The sequence below is a fragment of the Pseudomonas sp. AC239 genome (assembly GCF_979258545.1).
The window spans coordinates 3,999,395-4,024,738 of the sequence record NZ_OZ409864.1 but is presented as its reverse complement, the minus strand read 5'-3'; the positions used below and the strand labels follow the sequence as shown (position 1 = coordinate 4,024,738).

Genomic DNA, 25,344 nt, shown 5'->3' with positions numbered 1-25,344 from the left:
TTGCGAAGTGCTTAGCGTGCGTCCTGCGAATGCCCCTCGGCCATCGCCACGATGACTTTGCGCGGCCCTTCGAACGGTGAGCGCGCGTGAGCCGAGAGCATGTTGTCGAGCATCAGCACATCGCCCTCCTGCCAGGGGAAACTGATCGCACAGTCGTCGAGCACCGCACGAATCTGCGCCAGCACTTCGTCTTCGATCGGCGAGCCGTCGCCGTAGTAGACATTACGCGGCAGATCTTCTTCGTCAACGATGTCGAGCAGGCTTTCGCGCACGTCCGCTGGCAGGTTGGAGATGTGAAACAGGTGCGCCTGATTGAACCAGACGTGGTCGCCGGTCACCGGGTGCACCGCCACCGCCTGACATGTCTGCCGCGTGCGCAGCTCACCGTCGTCCTTCCACTCGCAGACAATGCCGTGGGCCTTGCAGTAGGCCTCGACGACTTCGCGGTCTTCGGTGTTGAACACGTCTTCCCAAGCGACATCGAGGCCATTGCCAAAGTTGCGCACGTACATCAGGCCCTTGCTGACGAACCGCTCGCGGATCGCCACGGGGATGCGCCGGTAGACTTCGCGGCTGTCGGCAATCGGCGTCTCGCCTCCGGACCTGGCAGCGATCATGCTGTAGAACCAGATCTTCATCGGCCAGTCGCGGGAATAGGCCTGCTCGTTGTGCAGCGGAATGCTCTGGTGCGCCGGGTATTCGGTGGAGGTGTACACGCCTTGAGTGACGTTGGTGCGCGGCGTCGAGCCGAACTCGTAGTTCAGCAGCGGATGGCCGAAACTCGCGGCGAACTGGCGGAACTGCTCGGCGCCATCGAGGCGAAAACCGCGAAATAGCACACCACCGTCGCGCAGCAGGTGCTCGTCGACCAAGGCCTTCAATTCATCGAATACCGCCAACAGATCGGTGTCGGCATCGCCCGCCTCGACCAACAGCGGCAAACGTCCGCGCTGCGGCAGCAACGGCCGCACGGAAAACCCCAGAGCAACAGCCATGACTGGCCTCCTGAAAATGATAGATGAGTCGCGTCTCAGAACGCCGGTTGCACGGCCTGCGCAAGGCGTCGGTGATGCACTTCCAGATGCATCTTGATCGTGCGAATGACCCGCGCTTCTTGCTCATGAATGAAGAAATGCCCGCCGGTCATCATGTCCACCGAGAAACTGCCCAGGGTCTCTTTGCTCCAGCCGATCAGCTGTTCGGTGGTGGCGCGGTCTTCCTTGCCACCGAGCACGTGCACCGGGCAATTGAGCAAGGGCCGCTCGGCAGGCGTGAAGCGCCCGCACATCATGAAATCGGCGCGTAGCACCGGTAGGGTCAGGCTCATCAGCTCTTTATTGGCGAGGACTTCTTCGCTGGTGCCCTGAAAGGTGCGCAGCTGTTCGATGAGTTCTTCATCACTGCGCGGTTCGGCAAAGCCGCGGTCGTAATCACTGCGCATCGTCGGTGCGGCGGTGCCGGAGGCAAATAGCGCCAGCGGCTCCGGCACACCCAACTCGCGAAAGGCATGGGCCATTTCGCAGGCGAGCAACGCACCCAGGCTATGCCCGAACAACGCATACGGGCCTTGCAGCCCCGCTTTGTGCTCGCGCGCCAGTTGCCGCGCCAGTGCGCGCATGTCGGTTTGCAGGGGCTCATCGAACCGCGCGCCACGCCCCGGCAGTTCCACCGGTTGCAATTGCAGCCACGTCGGCAGTTGACGCCGCCAGCGGCTGTAAACCATGGCGCTGGCGCCCGAATAGGGCAGGCACAGCAATGTCAGCTTGGTCACCGCGCTTTCCTTGAAAAATGTGTCTGCAAGAAAGACGGATCACTCGCCGGACAAATTAGTCGCCCGGCCGCTAAATTCCGCCGCCAGCCGCTCGTTGCCTGTTCAGGAAAAAAACAACAATCGCGAGGGCATCACCGTGGACCTGCAGAGCATTCTGGGCAAGTTGTTCGCCAACGCCGGCGCGGTCGGCATCGAGGGGGTTTTCCAGTTCATTTTCAGCGCGCAGCAGGCGTACTGGTATGACATCAAGACCAGCCAGCGCACGGAAGTCGGGCGTCACCCGCGTCCGAACGTGACCATCGAAGTCGCGCAAAAAGACTTTCTCGGGATCATGGCCGGCGTGGTCAACGTCGAGGAACTGTTCGCCAGCGGGCGCCTGAAGATCGGCGGCAACATGGGCCTGGCGACGATGTTGCCGCAGATCATCGACCACGCCCGCCAGGGAGGCGGCACGGTGGAAAAGGTCGACATGAACAAGCGCTACCCGACACCGCCACGCTTCAGCGAAAAGCTCACTGCCGCGCTGCCTCGGCAGACCAGCGTCGAACGCCGGGCGCGCGAAGGGTTGAGTCGGCACGAATTCGAAACCCGGTATCTGCCCAACGGCATTCCGCTGGTGATCAGCAATGCGCTGCACGACTGGCCGCTGCTCAGCCTGAGCCGCGAACAATCGCTGGTGCATTTCGCCGAACTGCAGGGCATCACCCGCCATGGCGATTACGTGAAGAAGACCTTTTCCACCGAGCGTGATTTCCGCTCGACCTCGATGGCCGAGTTCATCGCCTCGCTGGACGGCCCGGAAGTCAAAGGCGCGGACGGCGAGCCGCCGGCGTACATGGGCAACAACATCCTGCCGGCGCAGTTGCTGGAGCAGATCCAGTACCCGCCCTACTTCGACACGTCGCTGTTCATCCCGCCACGTATCTGGATCGGCCCCAAGGGCACGCTGACGCCGTTACACCGCGATGACACCGACAATCTCTTCGCCCAGGTCTGGGGCCAGAAGAAATTCACCCTCGCCGCGCCGCATCACCGCGAAGCGCTGGGCACCTGGTCGACAGCGCCCAAGGGAGGCCTGGATGGCTGCGATTTCAACCCGGACGCGCCGGACTATGAACGGTTCCCGGCAGCGCGGGAGGTGACGTTTTTGCGGGTGACGCTGGAGGCTGGGGATCTGCTGTTCCTGCCCGAGGGCTGGTTCCATCAGGTGGAGTCGGTGTCGACCTCACTATCCGTCAACTTCTGGGTCGACTCAGGACGCGGCTGGTAACACCGCAAAATAACTGTGGGAGCGAGCCTGCTCGCGAATGCGTTGTATCAGGTATGAAGATATTTACTGACACACCGCCTTCGCGAGCAGGCTCGCTCCCACAGTGGAATTTCATTTCAAGTGACGGAAACTTTGAAACGCTGAAACCAGCACCACCGCCCCCGCCGCAATCGCCAGCCAGAAGCCGCTACGCGCGCCGAACGTATCCACCAGCGCGCCGGAACCCGCAGCGCCGATTGCCACGCCGATGCTCAGCCCGGTCACCAGCCAGGTCAGGCCTTCGGTGAGTTTGGCCGGCGGCACGATCCGTTCGATCAACGCCATCGCGACAATCAGCGTCGGCGAAAAGAACAGCCCGGCGATGAAAACCGCGATCGACAAGCCGAGAATGTTGCTCGCCAAAAGCAGCGGCAGCGTGGTCACTGCCGTCGCCACGCCGCCGTAGAGAAACAGGCGCGGCAACGGCAGTTTCGAGCGCATCGCACCGAAGGCGATGCCGGCCAGGCACGAGCCGATGGCATACACCGACAAAACAATACTCGCCGCTGCCGGCTGGCCCTGATGTTGAGCGAAGGCGACGCTGACCACATCGATGACCCCGACAATCACGCCCATCGCCAGCATCAACGCCAGCAGCCATTGCACGTCAGTCGAGCGAATGATCGAGCCTTGGTGCTGCGACTCCTGCGCGTGCACGGGCGGCTCGGTGCTGCGCTGGGCGACAAACGCTGTCACGCCAATGGCCAAGGCCAACAATGCCGCCAGCGGCCCGGCCTCGGGAAACACCGCGACCGACAAGCCCACCGACAGCGGTGGCCCGACGATAAAACACACCTCGTCGAGCACCGACTCCAACGCATACGCCGTCTGCAATTGCGGCTGGCCACGGTAGATCTCGGTCCAGCGCGCCCGCACCATCGCCGACATGCTCGGCATGCACCCGGCCAGCGCGGCGAAGACGAACAACGTCCAGTCCGGCGCCTGCACACGCGTGCACAGCAGCAACATCAATAACCCGCCGCCACCGGTCAGCGCTGCGATCGGCAGCACCCGCCCCTGCCCGTAACGGTCCACCAGACGCGATACCTGTGGCGCGCAAAAAGCTGTGGCCAAGGCAAACGTCGCCGCCACCGCACCCGCCAACGCATAACCGCCGTTCAACTGCGCGAGCATGGTGATCAGGCCGATGCCGGTCATCGAAATCGGCATGCGCGCCAGCATCCCGGCCAGCACAAAGGCACGGGCGCCGGGGGCGGTGAACAATTCGCGGTAGGGGTTTGCCATCGATTGCAGCCTCATCAGGGGCGGCCAAGTTGCCATAGCCTTGAATGCCGTGGAAGCGCGCAATTGTTAGCGGTCTGTGAAGCCCCCTTCGCTCGCGCATTCGAAATGCAGTCCCCGCTGGGAGCGAGCCTGCTCGCGAAGGGGCCAGCGCAATCACCGCTTCCAGCAAATGAACTCTCAGCGTCTGCCATCAGTCAGCTACTTAAGTCTCTTGAACCAAGGCGCGAATCGTCATGCGGATTTCCCTCGCTCATCAGGTGGCGCTGGTCACCGGCGCCAGCTCCGGCATCGGCCATGCTGCCGCGAAAGCACTGGCCGCCGCCGGCGCTGCGGTCGTGATCAATTACAACAGCAGCGCCGAACCCGCCGAAGAACTGGCTGCACAGATCAACGCCGAAGGCGGCAAGGCCCTCGCCATCGGCGCCGACGTCTCGAAGGAAGAAGACGTCGAAAGACTGTTCGCCAAGACCGTCGAAGCCTTCGGCTCGCTGGACATTCTGGTGGCCAACTCCGGCCTGCAAAAAGACGCCGCTGCCGTGGACATGACGCTCGACGATTGGAACACGGTAATCGGCGTCAACCTCACCGGGCAGTTCCTCTGCGCGCGGGCGGCGTTGCGGATTTTCCAGCGTCAGGGTGTGCGCGAAGGCGTGTCGCGCGCGGCGGGCAAGATCATTCACATGAGTTCGGTGCACCAGCGCATTCCGTGGGCCGGGCATGTCAATTACGCGGCATCGAAGGGCGGCGTCGATCAGTTGATGCAGAGCCTCGCCCAGGAAGTCAGCCACCAGCGCATCCGCATCAACAGCATTGCGCCCGGTGCGATCAGCACGGCCATCAACACAGAAGCCACTGAAGGCGCGGCCGGCGAAAAACTCCTCGAACTGATTCCCTACGGACGTATTGGCGATGTCGAGGACGTTGCCAACGCAGTGGTTTTCCTCGCTTCCGATCTGTCTGACTACGTCGTCGGCACCACCCTGTTCATCGATGGCGGGATGAGCCTCTATCCGGAGTTTCGCGGCAATGGCTGAGCCTGAAGTGGAACAACAAAGTCCCATCGGTGCCCACGGCATCATCGGCGACATGCGCAGCGCCGCACTGGTCAACGACAAGGGCAGCGTGGATTTTTTCTGCTGGCCGGAGTTCGACAGCCCGACGATCTTCTGCTCGCTGCTCGACACCCCTGAAGCGGGGATTTTCCAGCTCGCGCCGGACTTGCCGGATGCGCGCCGCGAACAGATTTACCTGCCCGACACCAACGTCTTGCAGACCCGCTGGCTGAGCGAACACGCGGTGGTGGAAATCACCGATCTGCTGCCCATCGGTGATGATGTCGACGCCCTGCCCCTGCTGATGCGCCGGGTGCGCGTGGTCAGCGGCTCGGCGACGTTCAACCTGCGTTGCGCGGTGCGCCACGACTACGGTCGCGCCGACACCCGGGCAGAGATGGGCGCCAAGGACGTGACGTTCCACGCCGCTGGCCAGCCGTCGATACGCCTTGCCTCGGATCAGGCGCTGCAAATCGACGCGCAAGCGGCCGTCGCGCAGTTCACCCTCGAGCACAACGAAACCGCCGCATTCATGCTCGGCGGCAGCGACGACCCGCGTTTTACGGAAGGCGCCGCCGAGCTGTGCATGCAGCGCACCCTGAAATTCTGGCGGGGCTGGATCGGCCAATCCAACTATCGCGGGCGCTGGCGGGAAATGGTCAACCGCTCCGCCCTCGCCCTGAAACTGCTGACCTCACGCCGGCACGGTGCAATCCTCGCCGCTGCCACCTTCGGCCTGCCGGAAACTCCCGGCGGCGAGCGCAATTGGGATTATCGCTACACGTGGATCCGCGATGCCTCGTTCACCGTTTACGCGTTCATGCGCCTGGGCTTCGTCGATGAGGCCAACCATTACATGCAATGGCTACGCGGGCGGGTCAGCGATTGCTGCGGCAAACCGATGAAACTCAACATCCTCTATGCCATCGACGGTCAGCAGGAATTGCCGGAAACCGAACTCGCGCACCTGTCAGGCCACGGCGGCGCGCAACCGGTGCGCATCGGCAACGGCGCTTATGACCAAATCCAGCTCGACATCTTCGGCGAGCTGATGGACGCCGTGTATTTGGTCAACAAGTACGGCGACGCGATTTCCCACGAAGGCTGGCGGCACGTCGGCGAGGTGGTCGATCAGGTTTGCGAGACCTGGCAGAGCGAAGATGTCGGCATCTGGGAAATGCGCGGTGAGACCCATCACTTCCTGCACTCGCGGCTGATGTGCTGGGTGGCGCTGGACCGCGCGATCCGTCTGGCCTCCAAGCGTTCGCTGCCGGCACCGTTCGCCCGTTGGGATCAGACCCGGCAAGCGATCTACACCGACATCTGGGACAACTTCTGGGATGAAGAACGCGGGCATTTCGTCCAGTACAAGGGCGGCACCGCGCTGGACGGCTCGATGCTGCTGATGCCTTTGGTGCGCTTCGTCAGCGCCAAGGATCCGCGCTGGCTGTCGACCCTCGAAGCGATCGAAAAAACCCTGGTGCGCGACGGCATGGTCTATCGCTATCGCAACGAAGACGCCAACATCGATGGCCTCAGCGGCACCGAAGGCGCGTTCGCTGCGTGTTCGTTCTGGTACGTCGAATGCCTGGCTCGGGCCGGGCAAGTAGAAAAGGCTCATCTGGAGTTCGAGCAATTGCTGCGATACGCCAACCCGCTTGGGCTGTACGCCGAAGAGTTCGACAGCCATGGCCGGCATCTGGGCAACACGCCGCAAGCGCTGACGCATCTGGCGTTGATCAGTGCGGCGAGTTTCCTTGATCGCAAGTTGAGTGGCGAGAAGAGTTCCTGGCAGCCATAGCGCTGACCGTTTTTTCGCCAGCGCCTGTCAGACCAATCCCTGATCGACAGGTATTTTTCCACAACGGGCCTGCATGCCAGATAACTGGTTCAGGCCCGTATCCGCTGTCAAACCCTTACGCCGGTTACGTCTGGCGACAGTCTGTGTAAAAACCGCACCTGCAAAAACCACTCACGTCACGTTGAAACGCCTCCCGCAACGTGCGCTTACACGCCGAAATACCTTGTTGCCAGCCGTTACATCCGCACCTACCATCCAACGCAACGGGCACAGCGGAGCTGTCCAGCCACCCCCGAATTCAAGGAAGCGGAATGCCTCACCACATCCAGCGCAGCATCGACTCTCCCCTTCGCACCGGGCTGACCTGCACCCAGCTCTGGGAAGCCGCCGACCAAGGCCTGATCAAATGCTGGGAAATCGGCCGCCAGCGCGCCGAACGCTTTCCCGACCTCGCATTGAAATGCCTCTCCGGAGAACTGCCGGTGCTCGGCTGGAAGGGCGGCGTCAGTCGCAGCCTGAAGAAAAACGAGAAGCACGGCTCGCTGAAATATCTGGCGCAGTGGCAGGGTCTGCGCGGCGAGGATCTGGATATTGATCTGGCGCAGGAGCGCGCGCTGACGTGCTCGCGGACGAAGATGAAGGTGACGTTTACGCCGGATCGGGCGAAATATTTCAATCAGATCGCGGAGCTTAAGGCTTAGCCGTGCGGAAGTCCGGGCGGTAGCAATCCGGGTACAGGGCACAGACGCCGTACTGGGCGTCCAGATCGGCCATGTGCTGGTAGAACTGCTCGATTTCCCAAAACGTTTCATCCGCAACGGTCATCAGGTAGAAGTAACTGAGCTGATGATCATTGGGCAGCACCAATGGAAACTCTGCCAGCGCGTCCATCCTCGGCGCATTGGCCAGCGCCGCGAGCATTGGCGTCGGCGCCTGGGACAGTTGCTCGAAGTACTTTTGCTTGTATGCCGCCAGACCGATGGCTTCACCTTTTGCTCTGGCATCGATAAGTTGCGCGAGGTTTGCCCGGCGCTGCTCCCAGTACGCCGCCGGCAGGTCGACATTCATTTGTTTCTTGTGTCGGGCCAATGCCTCATCGGCGCTGAGCTGGCGTTGCGGTTCGCCCGGCACGGCGGCGGATCGCGCGTCCAACTCCTTGAAGGACAGCATGATCGTCGACTTGGCAAACATGCGTTCCATCAGTTCACGGCGCTGCGGGGTGTCCGGCAGTGCCGGTGGCGATGCGCAACCGGTCAGCATCACGACGAGTCCCAACACAACAAGCAGCGTTTTGAATGACATGTATCGTCCTTGAAGCCAGTCGACAGAATGAGCTGCGCAGTCTATCCGATGGTCTACGGTTTGGAAGACGTTTGCACGGAGTTGTCAGTCATGATTCAGTCAGTCCTTACCCCTTTTCTGACCATCGCCTACGAACAGCATGGCCCTGCCAGCGGCCCCGCAGTGATTCTGCTCCACGGCTTCCCCTATTCCCCGCGCGCCTTCGACGAAGTCGCGCCGGCGCTGGCCGCGCAAGGCTACCGCGTCATCGTGCCGTACTTGCGCGGTTACGGGCCGACCCGGTTCAACAGTGCGCAAACCCTGCGCTCCGGTCAGCAAGCTGCGATGGCGCAGGACTTGCTCGATCTGATGGATGCGCTGGGCATCGAGCAGGCCATGCTTTGCGGGTATGACTGGGGCGGTCGGGCGGCGTGTATTGTCGCGGCGTTGTTTCCGGCGCGGGTGCGCGGGCTGGTCAGCGGCGACGGCTACCTCGTGCAGGACATCGCCCATGCGAACCAGCCGTTGGAGCCGGAAGACGAGCATCGGCTCTGGTATCAGTACTACTTCCACACGTCGCGAGGCATCGAGGGCCTTAGGCAGAATCGCCGGGCGTTGTGTCAGTTGCTTTGGCGGCTGTGGTCGCCGACGTGGGCGCGCAAGGACGAACGCTTCCCGCTGACCGCTGGCGCTTTTGATAATCCTGATTTTGTCGACGTGGTGATTCATTCCTATCGGCATCGCTTCGGATACGCCCCGGGCGATCCAGCCCTGGAGTGGATGGAGGAAGCGCTCGCCAGACTGCCGGTGATCAGCGTGCCGAGCATTTCGCTGTGCGGTGGCGATGATGGCGTCGGCCCGCCATCGCTGATTGATGAAGATGCCGAGCATTTCAGCGGCTTTTATGAGCGGCGCGTGCTGGCGGGTGTCGGCCACAACATTCCCGAAGAAGCGCCGCAGGAAACCCTCAAGGCGATACTGGATCTGTTGCAACGCTGACCGAAAACCGCTCCCGATAAGCCTGCGGCGTCACGCCAATCGCTCGCAGAAAACTGCGCCGCAGTGTCTCTTCACTACCAAATCCGCAGTTGGCCGCAATCCGTTTCACCGGCAAACCGGTATCGCTGAGCAATCGCCGGGCGGTTTCGACGCGGATCAATTCGATCGCCCGCGCCGGGGTCTGGCCGGTGTCGGCGCGGTAGTGGCGGATAAAACTGCGTTCGCTCATGCCGGCCTGTTCGGCGAGGGTCGGGATGCCGAGGTCGCAGGTCAGGTTTTCGGCGATCCAGGCGTGCAGTTCATCGAAGCGGTTGCCCTGTTGCTGCAGCGACAGCGTCACGCTGAACTGCGACTGTCCGCCCGGGCGTTTCAGGAAAACGACCAAGTGCCGGGCGACGTCGAGGGCGATATCGCGGCCGAGGTCTTCTTCAACCATGGCCAACGCCAGATCGATGCCGGCCGTGACCCCGGCGGACGTCCACACCGGGCCGTCGTTGATGAAAATCGGATTGGCTTCCACGTGCAGATTGGGATGTTGCGCGGCCAGTTGCTCGCAACGCGTCCAGTGCGTCACCACGCGGCGGCCATCGAGCCAGCCGCTGGCCGCGAGCAGAAAGGCCCCGGTGCACACCGAAGCCACGCGCCGGCAATGAGTGCCGTGCTCGCGCACCCAGTCGACCAATTGCGGGTCTTCGGCGGCAGGATAAATGCCCCAGCCGCCGGCGATGATCAAGGTGTCGCTGGGCGTTTGTGGCAAGGGTTCGGCGAGCACCGCCAACCCCGCCGATGACATCACCGCCCCGCCGCCACTGGCGATCACGCTCGGCGCATAGGGCATCGGCAAACCGCGCTGGCGGGCCAGATCGTTGGCCGAGGCGAACACCTGCAGCGGTCCGGTGACATCAAGAATCTGCATGTTGGCGAACGCGAGGACGTGAATGGCTTTAGGCATTTGGCGTAATTCGTGGGGTGATTGGCGTATGCGCCAGAACCTACCCGCCTACAGTGCAGTCGTCCACTTCTTTCAACGGAGCAAGAACGATGACGCTGCAGATCGGCTTTCTGTTATTCCCGCAGGTTCAGCAACTCGACCTGACCGGCCCTTACGACGTGCTCGCCTCCTTGCCCGGCGTGCAGGTGCACCTGATCTGGAAGGACCTGATGCCAGTGACGTCCAGCACCGGCCTGCTGCTGAAACCGACTACGACTTTTGAGGATTGCCCGAATCTGGATGTGATCTGCGTGCCTGGCGGCAGTGGCGTCGGGCCGCTGATGGAAGATCAGCAGACGCTGGATTTCATCAAACGCCAGGCCGCCCAGGCACGTTATGTGACCTCGGTGTGCACCGGCTCGCTGGTGCTCGGCGCGGCGGGGCTGCTGCAGGGCAAGCGCGCGACCACGCATTGGGCGTATCACCAGTTGCTGCCGACGCTGGGGGCGATTGCGGTGAAGGATCGGGTGGTGCGCGACGGCAATCTGTTTACCGGTGGCGGAATCACCGCTGGCATCGATTTCGCCTTGGTGCTGGCGGCGGAACTGGTCGATGCCGACACGGCGCAACTGGTGCAGTTGCAACTGGAATATGCCCCGGCCCCGCCGTTCAATGCCGGCAGCCCGGACGTGGCGCCGACTGCGGTGGTCGATGAAGCACGGTTGCGCGCGGCGCCTTCGTTGAAACTGCGCACCGAAATTACCGAGCGCGCGGCGGCGAAACTGGGCCTGCGCTGATACCGAACGCCCACCGATTTCTGACTGAAATGATCCAATGTGGGAGCGGGCTTGCTCGCGAATGCGCTGTGTCAGTCACCTGTTCTGTATCGGTGACACCCCATTCGCGAGCAAGCCCGCTCCCACATTGGGTTCTGTATATGACTATCCAGCGTTACGTTGTCCCGGTTTGTCGCCACACCTTCACTTGTCCCACCTCCCTCGCCCGTGTAGAAAGCCCCTTCCCAGAAATCTCGCACAAGGACTTTCGATGAAGGCGCTGCCCTGGCTTTATCTCGCGCTGCTCGGCCTCGGTTACGGATTGGCCCTGAGCTATGGCCAACTCGGTTGGCTGGCATTGATCTCCGTGGGGCTTTTGCTGTTCGCCGCGTTCGCCGTGCGCCAGCAACAAGTACCGTTTGCGCGCTGGCTTGGCCATGGCCTGTTCATTGTTTTGGCCGTGGCACTTGCGCTGCACTGGTTACCGGGCTTCGCCAACGGACGCGCGATCAACCCGCAACGCTTCACTGACAACGCCGTGCCGTTTGCGATGTACCTCAACCTCGACAAACCGTTGGTGGGCTTCTGGCTGCTGTTGGTCTGTCCGTGGATCGTCGCCCGGCGTTCGTTGCGCCTGACGGTCTATGCCACCGCCCTCGCCCTTACGTTGTGCGCGATTCTCGCCCTCGGCGGCGCGCTGTTGCTTGGCGTGATCGCCTGGGCGCCGAAGTGGCCGGATCAGGCCTGGCTGTGGGTGCTGAACAATCTGCTGCTGGTGACGCTGGTCGAGGAAGCGCTGTTTCGCGGTTATATACAGGGCGGACTCAGCCGTCGCCTTAAACACCTGCCCTACGGCGATAACCTCGCACTGCTGTCGGCCTCACTGCTGTTTGGTCTGGTGCATGCCGGCGCCGGCTGGACCTGGGTGTTGCTGGCGGGACTGGCCGGGGTCGGCTATGGTCTGGCCTATCGTTTCGGCGGACTGGGCGCGGCGATCGCCACCCATTTCGGCCTGAATCTGTTGCACTTCGGCCTGTTCACCTATCCGATGCTGGCCAGTTGACGCAAGCGCGGTTTTGCGACGGCGTACATGAATCTGAAAAAAAATCTCAATAAAAACCTGTCAGCGCCGACAACCTTTCAAAGCCTTGCGGATTGAAAAACCATGCGTAACAACCAGCCCATTACACAACGCGAGCGGACCTTTCCAGCTCAGCAACGGTTGATTTCCACCACCGATGCCAAGGGCGTGATCACCTACTGCAACGACGCGTTCGTTGAAATCAGCGGGTTTTCGCGGGAGGAACTGATCCGGGCGCCGCACAATCTGGTCCGTCACCCTGACGTGCCGTCGGCGGTGTTCTCGCACATGTGGGGCACATTGAAACAAGGCTTGCCATGGATGGGCATCGTCAAGAATCGCTGCAAATCCGGTGACCACTATTGGGTTAACGCCTACGTCACGCCGGTGTTTGATGGCAGCCAGGTGGTCGGTTACGAGTCGGTGCGCGTCAAGCCCACCGCCGAACAGATCCGCCGCGCCGAAGCGCTTTACCAACGCATCAACCAGGGCAAGTCGGCGATTCCTTCGACGGACAAATGGCTACCGATCCTGCAGGATTGGCTGCCGTTCATTCTGGTCAGCCAGCTGAGCTTCATGATCGGCGCGACGCTGAACTCGCAATGGGGCTTTGCCCTCGCCGCCGCGCTGTCGGTGCCGCTGGGCCTGATGGGCCTGCAATGGCAGCAACGCGGGCTCAAGCGCCTGCTGCGTCTGGCCGAACAGACCACGTCCGACCCGCTGATCGCGCAGATGTACACCGACAGCCGTGGCGCGCAGGCGCGTCTGGAGATGTCGATCCTCAGCCAGGAAGCGCGCCTGAAAACCTGCCTGACTCGCCTGCAGGACACCGCCGAACACCTGACCGATCAGGCCAAGCAGTCCGACGCCCTGGCGCACAACAGCTCGACCGGCCTGGAACGCCAGCGCGTGGAAACCGAACAGGTCGCCACCGCCGTCAACCAGATGGCCGCCACCACCCAGGAAGTCGCCAGCCACGTGCAACGCACCGCTGACGCCACCCAGGAAGCCAACCGCCTGACCGGCCGCGGCCGCGACATCGCCGGGGAAACCCGCGAAGCGATTCAGCGCCTGTCGGTGGTCGTCGGCGAAACCGGCCTGACCGTGACGCAACTGGCCAAGGACAGCGACGAAATCGGCGGCGTGGTCGACGTGATCAAAGGCATCGCCGACCAGACCAACCTGCTCGCCCTCAACGCCGCCATCGAGGCTGCACGTGCCGGCGAAATGGGCCGAGGTTTTGCGGTCGTGGCTGACGAAGTCCGCCAACTGGCACAACGCACCAGCGAATCGACCGGGCAGATTCATGCCCTGATCGCCAAGTTGCAACAGACCGCCTCCAGCGCCGTGCAAACCATGGAAGCCGGGCATCGCCAGGCCGAAGAAGGCGTGGCGCGGGTACTGGAAGCGGATCAGGCACTGGTCGGCATCAGCGAAGCAGTGGCCAACATTACCGACATGACCACCCAGATCGCCGCCGCGACCGAAGAGCAAAGTGCCGTGGCTGAGGAAATTAGCCGCAACATCAGCAATATTTCGGAACTGGCGGATCAGACGTCCGAGCAAGCGCACAACTCGGCGTTGCTCAGTGAAGAACTGACGAAGACGGCCAACACGCAGTATTCGTTGGTGGCGCGGTTTAACCGCTGATTGAACTGTCGACAAAAAAAACCCGGAAAGCGAGAGCCTCCGGTTTTTTGTTGCTTGCCTGAAAGTGATGGTACTTGGCAGACCGCTTTCTCGAGCAAGCTCGCTCGCATATTGGAACTGCTTGGGACCACAGTTTGTGTCCGACGACAATCCCCTGTGGGAGCGAGCCTGCTCGCGAAGAGGCCTTCTATGCCGACGTCGATCTCACTCAAGCAAAACAGATACTGCCTACAACTGCGCCAGAACGAGCCGACTGGTGCTCGCTGAGGCTAGGTTCTATCGTTTGCCGGTCGCTACTCAGTCACGCATACCGGCCAGCATGAATACAACCCCCGCCCGAAAACCCGCTAAACCGAAAGTTCGAGATGAGCTGACATTCCTTGATGTTCGGCAAGCCGCACGTGATGGGCAGAAAGTGTTCGATACATTTGTGATCACTGGCTGGCTTCCCATTACCGGTAAATCAAAAAGATCGCCGCCTTCGGCAGCTCCTGCTCGGTCACTGTAGGAGCCGCCGAAGGCTGCGATCTTTTGATCCTGGAAGCCCGGACCGCGAAAGCTGTCCGGGCTTTTTGTTCTTGATCTGAAATTTTGGTGTTTGGCAAGCCGCCATCGCGAGCAGGCTCACTCCTACACTGGATCTGCGGTGACCACAGATTAGATGCCAGACACCAATCCTCTGTGGGAGCGAGCCTGCTCGCGAAGAGGCCATAACAGCCAATGAAATTATTGAGGCAACTTCAGCTTGTCCAGCAGCCGATTGACCAACAGTTCGTTGAGCATGATCACCTGTTGCAGCGCCAGCAGTGGTTTGCGTTCCGGGCCGCCTATCGAGTTGGCGATATTACCGGCCATGGCATGCGCGTATGAAAGCGACTCGCAGGCCTCGACCAACAGGGTTTCGTCATCCAGCGTGGGGTCGACAACATAGATGGGGCGATATTTCGGCGAACTTGGCGGGGCTGTCAGGTCTTCGGGTTTGAGGTAGTAATCGAGGGCGCGGTCGGTGGCTTCCTGGATTTTTTGCGGGTCTAGTGCGCGGTCGTGGGAGGGTGGCGGGTTGGGGGTTACTTTGAACATGATGAAACTCCTATTGCAGATTCAAGGAGCCATCACCTTCGCTACCAAACGAGGGTGGCGGCCATACGCGGGTTGGTAGACCGGCTGCAATAGGAACCCGGCGCCCGCGAACGAGCCCCACGCATGACCACCATATAAACCGAGCCCTCAAAAAAGGACGGCATCAAGGCGTAGACATACGGCCATCACAGACGGGCTACCAAACCCGATCACTGCTTTGTGTCAGTGACCGAGAAACGATATAGCCAACCTCACGGCGCGTAAGCCGGCGGATTCTGGCGTACGCGTAGGCAACGGCGCAAGGAGTTGTAGCCGGGATGGCGTAACGGATCGTGTAGTTTAAACGTTGGTATTTGATGATGTTTAAGGGCGGGGATTGCCTCTGACAGTCAGGTGGTTTGAGGTCGTCTGGAAGAGCGCTTTCGCGAGCAGGCTCGCTCCCACATTTGGACCGAGTACGTCAGTGAGGGATTGGTCGACTGTGAGGCCACCATCGCTGGCAAGCCAGCTCCCACAGGGATTTGGTCCAAACGGTAGAGATTGGTCGACTGGGAGACCGCCATCGCTGGCAAGCCAGCTCCCACAGAAAAGCAAAGCAGCGCAGCTGCCCGCGGCAAAGCCGCCCCACTCAACAATGAGCGCAAGCTCGCGTGCCCTTGATCTTGATCCACCGGCGACGTCGGAAGGCTGAGTGGAGGGATTGATCCGGGGGTGGGAGCGCAGCGACCGTCTGGCGCAGCCAGACACAGCGGAAGGAGGTGCAGCGAAGCAAACCGTAGCCGCTGCGCCCGGATCGATCCCGCAGCGAAGGGACCCGAGCCTGCGAGGGCCGAACGCAGGAGCTAGCGTTTTTTGCTTACTTTTTTAGGCGCTTGTAAAAAAGTAAGTCGCCGTCAGGCGAAACCGCCAGCCGCAGCGCCCGAAGCAACGGATATGCCCCCAAGAGCAAGATCAACAGCTACCCCAACCCTCTCCCCCAAGGGGGCGAGGGGGAAAGGGAGCCGATCTCCATGGAGAACAGAATCTCGGTCAACCCTTGAGAAACTCGGACACTTTCTGCGCGGCGCTGGCCAAATGCTGTTCATGCGTAAAGCCAGAAGCCTTGAGCGGCTTCAAATCATGGTCCCCGGAGGCCAACCAAAACACCTCAATACTCGGAGACAAGCTGTAAGCCGCAACAGCCTCACGATTGCCCAGCGCATCCCGCTCCCCCTGCACAATCACCGCCCGCGTACGCAACGAAGCCAAATGCTCAACCCGCGGCTTCTCCGGCTTCCCCACCGCATAAAACGGATACCCCAGACACACCAGCGCATCCACCCCCAACTCATCCGCGAGCAAACTGGCCATCCGCCCGCCCATCGATTTCCCGCCAACCGCCAAAACCCCAGCGACATGACGCCGCACAAGCGCAAACACCTCCCGCCAGCACTCCAACAGTTTCGCCGCAGGATTGGGCGGCCGCTTCACACCATCCACCCGCCGCTGCGCCATATACGGAAACTCAAACCGCAACACGTTGACCCCAAGCCCGGCAAGACGCCCAGCCATGTCGTTCATCCAGTCGCTATCCATCGGCGCCCCCGCCCCGTGGGCCAGGATCAAAGTCGCCGAAGCCTCACCAACAGCGGCATCCCAAAGCCACCCATGATCGCGCACACACTGCGCCCATTGATCCCCGTCAATACTGGCCTTGTGCTGTTTGTCCATGCTTGCCTCGCTTTTAGTCTGCCTATAACTCCAGGCGAAGGATTCGCGCCGTTTGCGCGCTCACTTCGGCTGAACCGTGGATGGGGAACCATGAACACTTCTATCAGTACCGCCTACAACTACAAGGTGGTCCGCCAATTCGCCATTATGACGGTGGTGTGGGGCATCGTCGGCATGGGCCTCGGGGTTTTTCTCGCGGCGCAATTGGTCTGGCCGGAACTCAACTTCAATCTGCCCTGGACCAGTTTCGGCCGCCTGCGCCCGCTGCACACCAACGCGGTGATCTTCGCCTTCGGTGGCTGCGCGCTGTTCGCCAGCTCTTTCTATTCGGTGCAACGCACCTGCCAGACACAATTGTTCGCGCCGCAAATCGCCGCATTCTGCTTCTGGGGCTGGCAACTGGTGATCCTGCTGGCGGCAATCAGCCTGCCACTGGGTTACACCAGCTCCAAGGAATACGCCGAGCTGGAATGGCCGATCGACATCCTGATCACCATCGTCTGGGTTGCCTACGCCATCGTGTTCTTCGGCACGATCATGCAGCGCAAAACCAAACACATTTATGTCGGCAACTGGTTCTTCGGCGGGTTCATCATCACCGTGGCGATCCTGCACATCGTCAACAACCTTGAGTTGCCGGTGAGTTTCACCAAGTCCTACTCGCTGTACGCCGGTGCCACCGACGCAATGGTGCAATGGTGGTACGGCCACAACGCCGTGGGCTTTTTCCTCACCGCCGGCTTCCTCGGCATGATGTATTACTTCGTGCCGAAACAGGCCGAGCGTCCGGTGTACTCGTATCGCCTGTCGATCGTGCACTTCTGGGCCTTGATCACCCTGTACATCTGGGCCGGCCCGCACCACTTGCACTACACGGCGCTGCCGGACTGGGCGCAGTCGCTGGGCATGGTGATGTCGCTGATCCTGCTGGCACCGAGCTGGGGCGGCATGATCAACGGCATGATGACCCTCTCGGGCGCTTGGCATAAGTTGCGCAGCGATCCGATCCTGCGCTTCCTCGTGGTGTCGCTGGCGTTCTACGGCATGTCGACCTTCGAAGGGCCGATGATGGCGATCAAGACTGTGAACGCCCTCTCCCACTACACCGACTGGACCATCGGCCACGTTCACGCCGGCGCCCTCGGCTGGGTGGCGATGATTTCGATCGGCGCGCTGTACCACATGATCCCGAAAATCTTCGGCAAGGCACAGATGCACAGCGTCGGCCTGATCAACGCGCATTTCTGGTTGGCGACCATCGGCACCGTGCTCTACATCGCCTCGATGTGGGTCAACGGCATTGCCCAGGGCCTGATGTGGCGCGCGGTGAACGAGGACGGCACGCTGACCTACTCCTTCGTCGAAACCCTGGTGGCCAGCCATCCGGGATTTGTCGTGCGGCTGATCGGCGGGGCGATTTTCTTAAGCGGCATGTTGCTGATGGCTTACAACACCTGGCGCACCGTGCGGGCCTCGCAGCCTGCTGATGTCGTTGCTGCCGCGCAGATGGCCTGAGGAGTCCGCCATGAAACACGAAACGATTGAAAAGAACGTCGGCCTGCTGATGCTGCTGATGGTGTTCGCCGTGAGCATCGGCGGCCTGACCCAGATCGTCCCGCTGTTCTTCCAGGACGTCACCAACAAACCGGTGGAAGGCATGAAGCCCTACACCGCGCTGCAACTGGAAGGCCGCGACATCTATATCCGCGAAGGCTGCGTCGGTTGCCATTCGCAGATGATCCGCCCGTTCCGCGCCGAAACCGAACGCTACGGGCACTACTCGGTGGCCGGTGAAAGCGTCTGGGATCACCCGTTCCTGTGGGGTTCGAAACGCACCGGGCCGGACCTCGCCCGGGTTGGTGCGCGCTACTCGGATGACTGGCACCGCGCGCATTTGTACAACCCGCGCAACGTCGTGCCGGAATCGAAGATGCCGGCCTATCCGTGGCTGGTCACCCAAGCGGTCGACAGCAGCCACACCGAAACCAAGCTGAAAACCATGCGCACCCTCGGCGTGCCGTACACCGATGACGACATCAGCGGCGCGGTCGCCAGCCTCAAGGGCAAGACCGAAATGGACGCCCTCGTTTCCTACCTGCAAGTGCTCGGCACTGCAATCAAGAGCAAGAGGTAAGTCATGGTCATTGAAATGAGTGCAGGCCTGATTCGCGGCCTCGGCACGGTCGTGGTGTTCGTCGCCTTCGTCGGCCTGACCTTGTGGGTGTTCAACCGCAAGCGCACCCCGGAATTCGCCGAAGCACGGCTGCTGCCCTTCGCCGACGAACCACTACCCGAAACAATTTCAGCCCCTGAAACAAGGAGTACCCGGCCATGACCACCTTCTGGAGTACGTGGATATGCGTACTGACCATTGGCAGCCTGATCGGCCTGACCTGGCTGCTGATCGGCACCCGCCGGGGCGAGACCAAGGGCAGCGTCGACCAGACCATGGGCCACAGCTTCGACGGCATCGAGGAATACGACAACCCGCTGCCGCAGTGGTGGTTCATGCTGTTCGCCGGCACGCTGGTGTTCTCGGTGGGTTATCTGATTCTGTATCCGGGCCTGGGCAACTGGAAAGGCATCTTGCCCGGTTACGAGGATGGCTGGACCGGCGTGCACGAATGGGAAAAGGAAATGAACAAGGCTGACGCCCGGTTCGGTCCGATCTTCGCCAAATTCGCGGCGATGCCGCTGGAAGAAGTGGCCAAGGATCCACAGGCGCTGAAAATGGGTGGTCGTCTGTTCGCCTCCAATTGCTCGGTGTGCCATGGCTCGGATGCCAAGGGCGCGTTCGGCTTCCCTAATCTCGCCGACAGCGACTGGCGCTGGGGTGGCGATGCCGAGACGATCAAGGCCACCATCATGGGCGGCCGCATGGCGGCGATGCCGGCCTGGGGCGAAGTGCTCGGTGAGGCCGGGGTGAAAAACGTTGCCGCGTATGTGCGCCACGAACTCGCCGGCCTGCCGCTACCCGCCGACAGCAAGGCAGATCTGCAAGCCGGGCAGCAGGCGTTCAGCACTACTTGCGTTGCCTGTCATGGCGCCAGCGGCCAAGGCACTGCAGCGATGGGCGCGCCAAACCTGACTCATCCGGCCGGCTTCATTTATGGCACCAGCCTTACCCAGCTTGAGCAGACCATTCGCCATGGTCGCCAAGGGCACATGCCAGCGCAGAACGAGATGTTGGGCAACGATAAAGTGCAATTGCTTGCAGCTTATGTGTACAGCTTGAGCAGGAGTTTGGATACAGAAAAACTTGCAACTGAAGACACAGCCAAATAAATCTTGCGCACATAACTGCCGCGACTTTCTCGTCGCGGCAGTTTCCCGCCCCCTTGCGACGCATTGTCGCACCCCTTGCCACCTCACCTTTCGGTTCGCCTGATTCGGGTCTACGCTTGTTCGAAAGCGGACCGGTGCGTGACGGTTTCCGATGACTCTCAAGCGATGCGTCCGATAAACCGGCCGATGGATTTGCCGCAAAGGCAGGCAGTTAACGGCTGTTACGCCGATTGCCTTGTGAAACCCGATCAAGACCTGTCAGCGGGCATCGTTGACGGCGATCCGGAACCGGAGTTTTTTTCACTCACGGCGACATTTTGTCAGAGGCCATTTTTGACCCTACGCGGCGCATGGAAAGGCCGCAGAATCAGCGTTGGAAAGCATTGACCCAGGTCATGGCGCGTTGCAATGACCCCCTGCTTTATACATACTTGCGGCCGATTTTATCCCTATAAAAATACCCAAACCGTGGAACCTTAGAATGAGCACAGCAATCAGTCCGACTGCTTATAACTATAAGGTAGTCCGCCAGTTCGCCATCATGACGGTGGTCTGGGGGATCCTTGGCATGGGGCTCGGTGTCTTCATCGCCTCGCAACTGGTCTGGCCGGAACTGAACTTCGGTCTGCCGTGGACGAGCTTTGGACGCTTGCGCCCGTTGCACACAAACCTGGTGATTTTCGCCTTCGGCGGTTGTGCACTGTTTGCCACTTCCTACTATGTCGTGCAGCGAACCTGCCAGACGCGACTGATTTCCGACAGCCTCGCTGCCTTCACCTTCTGGGGCTGGCAAGCGGTCATCGTCGGCGCCATCATCACCTTGCCGCTGGGTTACACCACCACCAAGGAATACGCCGAGCTGGAATGGCCGATCGCGATTCTGCTGGCGATTGTCTGGGTCACTTACGGTTTGGTGTTCTTCGGCACCATCACCAAGCGCAAAACCAAGCACATCTACGTCGGCAACTGGTTCTACGGCGCGTTCATCGTCGTCACCGCGATGCTGCATATCGTCAACCACATGTCGCTGCCGGTCAGCCTGTTCAAGTCGTACTCTGCCTACTCCGGTGCCACCGACGCGATGATCCAGTGGTGGTACGGCCACAACGCGGTGGGCTTCTTCCTCACCACCGGTTTCCTCGGGATGATGTACTACTTCGTGCCGAAACAGGCCGAACGCCCGATCTATTCCTATCGTCTGTCGATCGTGCACTTCTGGGCGCTGATCACCCTGTACATCTGGGCCGGCCCGCACCACCTGCACTACACCGCCCTGCCGGACTGGGCCCAGTCGCTGGGCATGGCGATGTCGATCATTCTGCTGGCGCCAAGCTGGGGCGGCATGATCAACGGCATGATGACCCTGTCGGGTGCCTGGCATAAGCTGCGCACCGACCCGATCCTGCGGTTCCTCGTGGTGTCGCTGGCGTTCTACGGCATGTCGACCTTCGAAGGGCCGATGATGGCGATCAAGACCGTCAACTCGCTCTCGCACTACACCGACTGGACCATCGGCCACGTTCACGCCGGCGCCCTCGGTTGGGTAGCCATGATCTCGATCGGCGCGATCTACCACATGATCCCGAAACTGTTCGGCCGGGCGCAGATGCACAGCACCGGGCTGATCAACGCGCACTTCTGGCTCGCGACCATCGGCACCGTGCTCTACATCGCCTCGATGTGGGTCAACGGCATCACCCAGGGTCTGATGTGGCGCGCAATCAACGATGACGGCACCCTCACCTACTCGTTCGTCGAAGCGCTGCAGGCCAGCCACCCGGGCTTCATCGTCCGTGCGCTGGGCGGTGCTTTCTTTGCCAGCGGCATGCTGCTGATGGCTTACAACGTGTACCGCACCGTTCGCGCGTCGGATCCGGTTGAAGCCGAAGCCGCCGCCAAGATTGCCGTCGTTGGAGCTCACTGATGAAGCATGAAGCTGTCGAGAAGAATATTGGCCTGCTGGCCTTCTTCATGGTCATCGCCGTCAGCGTCGGTGGCCTGACCCAAATCGTTCCGCTGTTCTTCCAGGACGTCACCAACAAGCCGGTCGAGGGCATGAAGCCCCGCTCGGCGCTGGAACTGGAAGGCCGCGACGTGTACATCGCCAACGGTTGTGTCGGCTGCCACTCGCAGATGATCCGCCCGTTCCGCGCTGAAACCGAACGCTATGGCCACTATTCGGTTGCCGGTGAAAGCGTCTGGGACCACCCGTTCCTGTGGGGATCCAAACGTACCGGGCCGGACCTGGCCCGCGTGGGCGGTCGTTACTCCGATGACTGGCAACGTGCGCACTTGTACAACCCGCGCAACGTGGTCCCCGAGTCGAAAATGCCGGCTTACCCGTTCCTCGTGGAAAACAAGCTCGACGGCAAGGAAACCGCGAAAAAAATGGAAGTCTTGCGCACCCTCGGCGTGCCGTACACCGACGAAGACATCGCCGGTGCACAGGATGCCGTGAAGGGCAAAACCGAAATGGACGCGCTGGTGGCCTATCTGCAAGGCCTGGGCACCATCATCAAAAGCAAACGGTGAATCTGATGGATATCGGGATGATTCGAGGCCTGGGCACCGTGGTCGTGATGGTGGCCTTCATTGGTCTGGCCTTGTGGGTGTTCAGCCCCAATCGCAAGTCGGAATTCGACGACGCGACCATGCTGCCTTTTGCCGATGATCCCGAAGCCATCAAGCACGTCGAGCAAGCTTCTAGGAGTAACAAAGAATGACTACATTCTGGAGTCTGTACGTCACAGTCCTCAGTCTCGGTACGATCTTCGCCCTGACCTGGCTGCTGCTGTCGACCCGCAAGGGCCAGCGCAGCGAACAGACGGACGAGACGGTCGGCCACTCCTTCGACGGGATCGAGGAGTACGACAACCCACTGCCGAAATGGTGGTTCATGCTGTTCGTCGGCACCATCGTGTTCGCTCTGGGTTACCTGGTGCTGTACCCCGGTCTGGGCAACTGGAAAGGTCTGCTGCCGGGCTACAACTATCTGGATACCGAGAAGCAGACCGCGTTCGCCAACGGCCAGACCGGCTGGACCGGCGTCCACGAGTGGGAAAAGGAAATGGCCCGTTCCGACGCTCGCTTCGGTCCGATTTTCGCCAAGTTCGCGGCGATGCCGATCGAAGAAGTCGCCAAGGATCCGCAAGCACTGAAGATGGGTGGCCGTCTGTTTGCGTCCAACTGCTCGGTGTGCCACGGTTCCGACGCCAAGGGCGCCTATGGCTTCCCCAACCTGACCGACGCCGACTGGCGCTGGGGCGGCGAGCCGGAAACCATCAAGACCACCATCATGGGCGGCCGCCACGCGGTGATGCCGGCGTGGGCTGATGTGATCGGTGAGCAAGGCGTGGCTGACGTAGCCGCCTTCGTGGTGACCAATCTCGACGGGCGCAAGCTGCCGGAAGGCGCCAAGGCCGACCCGGCCAATGGCCAGAAACTCTTCGCCGCCAACTGCGTGGCTTGCCACGGCCCTGCCGGCAAAGGAACGCCGGCCATGGGCGCGCCTGACCTGACCCATCCGGGCGCGTTCATCTACGGCTCGAGCTTCGCGCAACTGCAGCAGACCATCCGCTACGGCCGTCAGGGCCAGATGCCGGCGCAGGAACAACTGCAGGGCAACGACAAGGTGCACCTGCTGGCGGCGTATGTTTACAGCTTGTCACATGGTGAAAAAGCAGCGGAAGCGCAGGCCGAATAACGCCAGCGCTTGAAGCGTAAAAGGCCCCGCCAATGAGATTGGCGGGGCCTTTTTCATGCCGGCATTCATGATTCGAAACGTTTGTTCAATGGACCTGAGCTGCGATGCCCGGTAGGTTTTTTCGGCCCCGATAAGCCATATCGGGTCCACTTCAAGGATGAAGCACCAATGTCGAAAAATGATCAACGCACGCAGCAGAATCAGCCTCACACCAGCTCTGCCCACAGGGCAAGATTCGAACGAACCTCTGCCAAGCCGTTACCGGAGGTTTCGCAGCAGACCATGAACAGCCCCGGTAACGGTGGCGGACTTGACGGCCTCGGCGGCGGTCGACTGATCTGACAAGGGCGAACCCGAGCGCACCGTCATCACGCCTCGCAGCGTGGATCTTTGCTGATGTTTCTACTGGATACCCATGTAGTTTCCGAGCGGCGAAAAATTGCCGACTTCCAGCTCAGCGGCGTCCCTCTGATCAACCCATGGATCGCTGCGAATAACTGGTAGATAGACACCCCGCCCGATCATCGGCGGGGCCTTTTTCATGGGCGTTGGGCAAAGATTGAATGCACCGCCGTGGTGTCGATCAACGTCCGATTGCGCCACTGGTTGTTTTCCACCAGATAAACCTGCAGATGCTTGCGGTCCTCGGTGAAGCTGGCGGTCAGATAGGTCTGCTGAGAGGTACTGCCGCTCAGGTAAACAGGCACGTTCCCCTCCTGATACGCATCACCGCCATCCTTATGCAAATGGCCAGCAAAGATCGCCGTCACTTGATATTTGTTGACCATATCGCGGAAGCGTTTTTGTTGCGTATAGCTCCCCTTGTGGTCCAACGGTTTATGCATATTGATGATGATGGCGTAACCCGACGCTCGGGCCAGTCTCAGATCGGTCTCGAGCCAGTCAAGGGCATCATTGATTTCAAATGTCGTCGGATTCAATGGATGAGCAATCCGGGCGGTGTAGGTCGGCTCGTTGTTGAGCTGAACCATATGCACATCGCCGATATTTTTCGAATAGGCGAGGCTTCCGGAATACGTCTTGCCCAGAAAGCCGCTGGCTATCTTCAGATCGAAGTTATCGACTTTACGCTCATGATGCTCCTTGAACTCGACGATACTCCCGGCAGCACAGCTATTGGTAAAGCAATCGTCGACGTTATTTTCATAATCGTGATTGCCCAGCCCATACAAATAATCACCAGCGAAATACTTGTTCAAAGTGGCCTTCATATAAGACCGCTGCCAACCATGCCCAAAAGCGGTTATATCGCCATTGATCATCAAAGGAACCTGCGCTTGAGAGCCGTGTTGATTTCTGAATTCGGCAATGCTCGCGAGTTGGGTTTCAACCAGCCATTTCGAGCGCTCCTTGAAGTCTGAATCCGATTCGGGCTCGCGACTATCGGTCTTGTCGGTCCACGGATACTGAGTATCCGAAGCAAATACCATGTGTTTCGGCATGTCAGTAGCAGCCTGAGCGGAAATAGCCGAAGCGACCAGGCAAGCACTGATAAAGAGGCTCATTAGATTATTCAAAGTCATGCTTTAAATTCCATTTAAGTTAACCGTCGATACGCAAAAGAATTTTCGCGAGAACAAAACTTATGCGAATACAGTGAAAACTTCAAAGCATTCACCAACAACAATCAAGTTTATATATTTCAGACC

At 60.6% G+C, this 25,344-nt stretch carries 24 protein-coding genes; 16 read left to right on the top strand and 8 right to left on the bottom strand.

What is annotated here, in order from left to right; all coding sequences use genetic code 11:
* Positions 1–11: 11 nt before the first annotated feature.
* On the bottom strand, positions 12–995 hold the full coding sequence (locus ACZ0AZ_RS18325) for a TauD/TfdA family dioxygenase (protein ID WP_129999157.1): 984 nt from the start codon (positions 993–995) through the stop codon (positions 12–14).
* A gap of 35 nt (positions 996–1,030) precedes the next feature.
* On the bottom strand, positions 1,031–1,771 hold the full coding sequence (locus ACZ0AZ_RS18320) for a thioesterase II family protein (protein ID WP_463537843.1): 741 nt from the start codon (positions 1,769–1,771) through the stop codon (positions 1,031–1,033).
* Positions 1,772–1,907: 136 nt separating this feature from the next.
* On the opposite strand from ACZ0AZ_RS18320, the gene ACZ0AZ_RS18315 reads away from it, so the two are divergent.
* Positions 1,908–3,041, top strand: a complete 1,134-nt coding sequence (locus ACZ0AZ_RS18315; protein ID WP_463537842.1) for a cupin-like domain-containing protein — start codon at positions 1,908–1,910, stop codon at positions 3,039–3,041.
* A 111-nt stretch (positions 3,042–3,152) separates the two neighbouring features.
* Here the strand turns inward: ACZ0AZ_RS18315 and ACZ0AZ_RS18310 are convergent, their stop codons facing one another.
* Positions 3,153–4,325 carry an MFS transporter gene (locus ACZ0AZ_RS18310; RefSeq protein ID WP_129999160.1) on the bottom strand — a complete coding sequence of 391 codons (1,173 nt, stop codon included), beginning with the start codon at positions 4,323–4,325 and terminating at the stop codon, positions 3,153–3,155.
* 233 nt (positions 4,326–4,558) lie between these two features.
* Between ACZ0AZ_RS18310 and ACZ0AZ_RS18305 the strand changes: the two genes are divergently transcribed.
* The 3 genes from ACZ0AZ_RS18305 (at position 4,559) to ACZ0AZ_RS18295 (ending at position 7,879) form a co-directional block, all read left to right on the top strand.
* Complete coding sequence (locus tag ACZ0AZ_RS18305; RefSeq protein WP_463537841.1) at positions 4,559–5,359, top strand: glucose 1-dehydrogenase; 801 nt, start codon at positions 4,559–4,561, stop codon at positions 5,357–5,359.
* The gene (locus ACZ0AZ_RS18300; protein ID WP_129999162.1) at positions 5,352–7,178 is read left to right on the top strand and encodes a glycoside hydrolase family 15 protein; all 1,827 of its coding nucleotides are present in this window, start codon (positions 5,352–5,354) and stop codon (positions 7,176–7,178) included. The genes ACZ0AZ_RS18305 and ACZ0AZ_RS18300 overlap by 8 nt, the downstream gene beginning before the upstream one ends.
* 311 nt (positions 7,179–7,489) lie before the next feature.
* Positions 7,490–7,879, top strand: coding sequence for a hypothetical protein (locus ACZ0AZ_RS18295; protein WP_463537840.1), 390 nt, complete (start codon positions 7,490–7,492; stop codon positions 7,877–7,879).
* Here ACZ0AZ_RS18295 and ACZ0AZ_RS18290 read toward each other — a convergent pair.
* Positions 7,869–8,480 (bottom strand): hypothetical protein, encoded by a 612-nt coding sequence (locus ACZ0AZ_RS18290; protein ID WP_463537839.1) that lies wholly within the window; start codon positions 8,478–8,480, stop codon positions 7,869–7,871. The genes ACZ0AZ_RS18295 and ACZ0AZ_RS18290 overlap by 11 nt on opposite strands.
* A 90-nt stretch (positions 8,481–8,570) precedes the next feature.
* On the opposite strand from ACZ0AZ_RS18290, the gene ACZ0AZ_RS18285 reads away from it, so the two are divergent.
* Positions 8,571–9,458 carry an alpha/beta fold hydrolase gene (locus ACZ0AZ_RS18285; protein ID WP_129999164.1) on the top strand — a complete coding sequence of 296 codons (888 nt, stop codon included), beginning with the start codon at positions 8,571–8,573 and terminating at the stop codon, positions 9,456–9,458.
* Here the strand turns inward: ACZ0AZ_RS18285 and ACZ0AZ_RS18280 are convergent.
* Entirely contained in the window at positions 9,427–10,410 is a 984-nt protein-coding gene (locus tag ACZ0AZ_RS18280; RefSeq protein ID WP_129999165.1) for a GlxA family transcriptional regulator, read from the bottom strand. The genes ACZ0AZ_RS18285 and ACZ0AZ_RS18280 overlap by 32 nt on opposite strands.
* An 89-nt stretch (positions 10,411–10,499) precedes the next feature.
* Between ACZ0AZ_RS18280 and inhA the strand changes: the two genes are divergently transcribed.
* The 3 genes from inhA to ACZ0AZ_RS18265 all read left to right on the top strand — a co-directional run bounded on the left by inhA (position 10,500) and on the right by ACZ0AZ_RS18265 (position 13,896).
* A complete protein-coding gene (inhA, locus tag ACZ0AZ_RS18275) occupies positions 10,500–11,186 on the top strand; it encodes an isonitrile hydratase (RefSeq protein ID WP_129999166.1) in 687 nt (228 codons plus the stop codon).
* 250 nt (positions 11,187–11,436) lie between these two features.
* Positions 11,437–12,228 (top strand): CPBP family intramembrane glutamic endopeptidase, encoded by a 792-nt coding sequence (locus ACZ0AZ_RS18270; protein WP_039763043.1) that lies wholly within the window; start codon positions 11,437–11,439, stop codon positions 12,226–12,228.
* Positions 12,229–12,330: 102 nt separating this feature from the next.
* The gene (locus tag ACZ0AZ_RS18265) at positions 12,331–13,896 is read left to right on the top strand and encodes a methyl-accepting chemotaxis protein (RefSeq protein ID WP_129999168.1); all 1,566 of its coding nucleotides are present in this window, start codon (positions 12,331–12,333) and stop codon (positions 13,894–13,896) included.
* A gap of 726 nt (positions 13,897–14,622) precedes the next feature.
* On the opposite strand, the gene ACZ0AZ_RS18260 is transcribed toward ACZ0AZ_RS18265, so the two are convergent.
* Together ACZ0AZ_RS18260 and ACZ0AZ_RS18255 are read right to left on the bottom strand one after the other, a co-directional pair.
* Positions 14,623–14,976, bottom strand: a complete 354-nt coding sequence (locus tag ACZ0AZ_RS18260) for a DUF6124 family protein (RefSeq protein ID WP_463537838.1) — start codon at positions 14,974–14,976, stop codon at positions 14,623–14,625.
* Between the two features lie 1,029 nt (positions 14,977–16,005).
* Entirely contained in the window at positions 16,006–16,686 is a 681-nt protein-coding gene (locus tag ACZ0AZ_RS18255) for an alpha/beta family hydrolase (protein ID WP_129999170.1), read from the bottom strand.
* A gap of 90 nt (positions 16,687–16,776) precedes the next feature.
* Between ACZ0AZ_RS18255 and ccoN (ACZ0AZ_RS18250) the strand changes: the two genes are divergently transcribed.
* The 8 genes from ccoN (ACZ0AZ_RS18250) to ccoP (ACZ0AZ_RS18215) all read left to right on the top strand — a co-directional run bounded on the left by ccoN (ACZ0AZ_RS18250) (position 16,777) and on the right by ccoP (ACZ0AZ_RS18215) (position 23,674).
* Positions 16,777–18,201, top strand: a complete 1,425-nt coding sequence (ccoN, locus tag ACZ0AZ_RS18250; protein WP_129999171.1) for a cytochrome-c oxidase, cbb3-type subunit I — start codon at positions 16,777–16,779, stop codon at positions 18,199–18,201.
* A gap of 10 nt (positions 18,202–18,211) precedes the next feature.
* Positions 18,212–18,820 carry a cytochrome-c oxidase, cbb3-type subunit II gene (gene ccoO, locus ACZ0AZ_RS18245; protein WP_003223389.1) on the top strand — a complete coding sequence of 203 codons (609 nt, stop codon included), beginning with the start codon at positions 18,212–18,214 and terminating at the stop codon, positions 18,818–18,820.
* A gap of 3 nt (positions 18,821–18,823) precedes the next feature.
* Positions 18,824–19,021 carry a cbb3-type cytochrome oxidase subunit 3 gene (locus ACZ0AZ_RS18240; protein ID WP_016773878.1) on the top strand — a complete coding sequence of 66 codons (198 nt, stop codon included), beginning with the start codon at positions 18,824–18,826 and terminating at the stop codon, positions 19,019–19,021.
* Positions 19,018–19,971 carry a cytochrome-c oxidase, cbb3-type subunit III gene (gene ccoP, locus ACZ0AZ_RS18235; RefSeq protein WP_463537837.1) on the top strand — a complete coding sequence of 318 codons (954 nt, stop codon included), beginning with the start codon at positions 19,018–19,020 and terminating at the stop codon, positions 19,969–19,971. Before ACZ0AZ_RS18240 ends, ccoP (ACZ0AZ_RS18235) begins: the two co-directional genes overlap by 4 nt.
* A gap of 481 nt (positions 19,972–20,452) precedes the next feature.
* Positions 20,453–21,895, top strand: coding sequence for a cytochrome-c oxidase, cbb3-type subunit I (gene ccoN / locus ACZ0AZ_RS18230; RefSeq protein ID WP_024012334.1), 1,443 nt, complete (start codon positions 20,453–20,455; stop codon positions 21,893–21,895).
* Positions 21,895–22,503, top strand: coding sequence for a cytochrome-c oxidase, cbb3-type subunit II (ccoO, locus tag ACZ0AZ_RS18225; RefSeq protein ID WP_007917161.1), 609 nt, complete (start codon positions 21,895–21,897; stop codon positions 22,501–22,503). The genes ccoN (ACZ0AZ_RS18230) and ccoO (ACZ0AZ_RS18225) overlap by 1 nt, the downstream gene beginning before the upstream one ends.
* A gap of 5 nt (positions 22,504–22,508) precedes the next feature.
* A complete protein-coding gene (locus ACZ0AZ_RS18220) occupies positions 22,509–22,694 on the top strand; it encodes a cbb3-type cytochrome oxidase subunit 3 (RefSeq protein WP_463537836.1) in 186 nt (61 codons plus the stop codon).
* The gene (gene ccoP / locus ACZ0AZ_RS18215) at positions 22,691–23,674 is read left to right on the top strand and encodes a cytochrome-c oxidase, cbb3-type subunit III (protein ID WP_463537835.1); all 984 of its coding nucleotides are present in this window, start codon (positions 22,691–22,693) and stop codon (positions 23,672–23,674) included. The genes ACZ0AZ_RS18220 and ccoP (ACZ0AZ_RS18215) overlap by 4 nt, the downstream gene beginning before the upstream one ends.
* Before the next feature lie 539 nt (positions 23,675–24,213).
* Here ccoP (ACZ0AZ_RS18215) and ACZ0AZ_RS18210 read toward each other — a convergent pair.
* Positions 24,214–25,218, bottom strand: a complete 1,005-nt coding sequence (locus ACZ0AZ_RS18210) for a metallophosphoesterase family protein (protein ID WP_463537834.1) — start codon at positions 25,216–25,218, stop codon at positions 24,214–24,216.
* Between the last annotated feature and the right edge of the window lie 126 nt (positions 25,219–25,344).

Excerpts from the sequence above, each read along its gene's own strand:
- ACZ0AZ_RS18325 (WP_129999157.1), bottom strand. The coding sequence starts at position 995 with ATGGCTGTTGCTCTGGGGTTTTCCGTGCGGCCGTTGCTGCCGCAGCGC.
- ACZ0AZ_RS18310 (WP_129999160.1), bottom strand. The coding sequence starts at position 4,325 with ATGGCAAACCCCTACCGCGAATTGTTCACCGCCCCCGGCGCCCGTGCC.
- ACZ0AZ_RS18305 (WP_463537841.1), top strand. The coding sequence starts at position 4,559 with ATGCGGATTTCCCTCGCTCATCAGGTGGCGCTGGTCACCGGCGCCAGC.
- ACZ0AZ_RS18300 (WP_129999162.1), top strand. The coding sequence starts at position 5,352 with ATGGCTGAGCCTGAAGTGGAACAACAAAGTCCCATCGGTGCCCACGGC.
- ACZ0AZ_RS18295 (WP_463537840.1), top strand. The coding sequence starts at position 7,490 with ATGCCTCACCACATCCAGCGCAGCATCGACTCTCCCCTTCGCACCGGG.
- ACZ0AZ_RS18290 (WP_463537839.1), bottom strand. The coding sequence starts at position 8,480 with ATGTCATTCAAAACGCTGCTTGTTGTGTTGGGACTCGTCGTGATGCTG.
- ACZ0AZ_RS18285 (WP_129999164.1), top strand. The coding sequence starts at position 8,571 with ATGATTCAGTCAGTCCTTACCCCTTTTCTGACCATCGCCTACGAACAG.
- ACZ0AZ_RS18280 (WP_129999165.1), bottom strand. The coding sequence starts at position 10,410 with ATGCCTAAAGCCATTCACGTCCTCGCGTTCGCCAACATGCAGATTCTT.
- inhA (WP_129999166.1), top strand. The coding sequence starts at position 10,500 with ATGACGCTGCAGATCGGCTTTCTGTTATTCCCGCAGGTTCAGCAACTC.
- ACZ0AZ_RS18270 (WP_039763043.1), top strand. The coding sequence starts at position 11,437 with ATGAAGGCGCTGCCCTGGCTTTATCTCGCGCTGCTCGGCCTCGGTTAC.
- ACZ0AZ_RS18265 (WP_129999168.1), top strand. The coding sequence starts at position 12,331 with ATGCGTAACAACCAGCCCATTACACAACGCGAGCGGACCTTTCCAGCT.
- ACZ0AZ_RS18260 (WP_463537838.1), bottom strand. The coding sequence starts at position 14,976 with ATGTTCAAAGTAACCCCCAACCCGCCACCCTCCCACGACCGCGCACTA.
- ACZ0AZ_RS18255 (WP_129999170.1), bottom strand. The coding sequence starts at position 16,686 with ATGGACAAACAGCACAAGGCCAGTATTGACGGGGATCAATGGGCGCAG.
- ccoN (WP_129999171.1), top strand. The coding sequence starts at position 16,777 with ATGAACACTTCTATCAGTACCGCCTACAACTACAAGGTGGTCCGCCAA.
- ccoO (WP_003223389.1), top strand. The coding sequence starts at position 18,212 with ATGAAACACGAAACGATTGAAAAGAACGTCGGCCTGCTGATGCTGCTG.
- ACZ0AZ_RS18240 (WP_016773878.1), top strand. The coding sequence starts at position 18,824 with ATGGTCATTGAAATGAGTGCAGGCCTGATTCGCGGCCTCGGCACGGTC.
- ccoP (WP_463537837.1), top strand. The coding sequence starts at position 19,018 with ATGACCACCTTCTGGAGTACGTGGATATGCGTACTGACCATTGGCAGC.
- ccoN (WP_024012334.1), top strand. The coding sequence starts at position 20,453 with ATGAGCACAGCAATCAGTCCGACTGCTTATAACTATAAGGTAGTCCGC.
- ccoO (WP_007917161.1), top strand. The coding sequence starts at position 21,895 with ATGAAGCATGAAGCTGTCGAGAAGAATATTGGCCTGCTGGCCTTCTTC.
- ACZ0AZ_RS18220 (WP_463537836.1), top strand. The coding sequence starts at position 22,509 with ATGGATATCGGGATGATTCGAGGCCTGGGCACCGTGGTCGTGATGGTG.
- ccoP (WP_463537835.1), top strand. The coding sequence starts at position 22,691 with ATGACTACATTCTGGAGTCTGTACGTCACAGTCCTCAGTCTCGGTACG.
- ACZ0AZ_RS18210 (WP_463537834.1), bottom strand. The coding sequence starts at position 25,218 with ATGACTTTGAATAATCTAATGAGCCTCTTTATCAGTGCTTGCCTGGTC.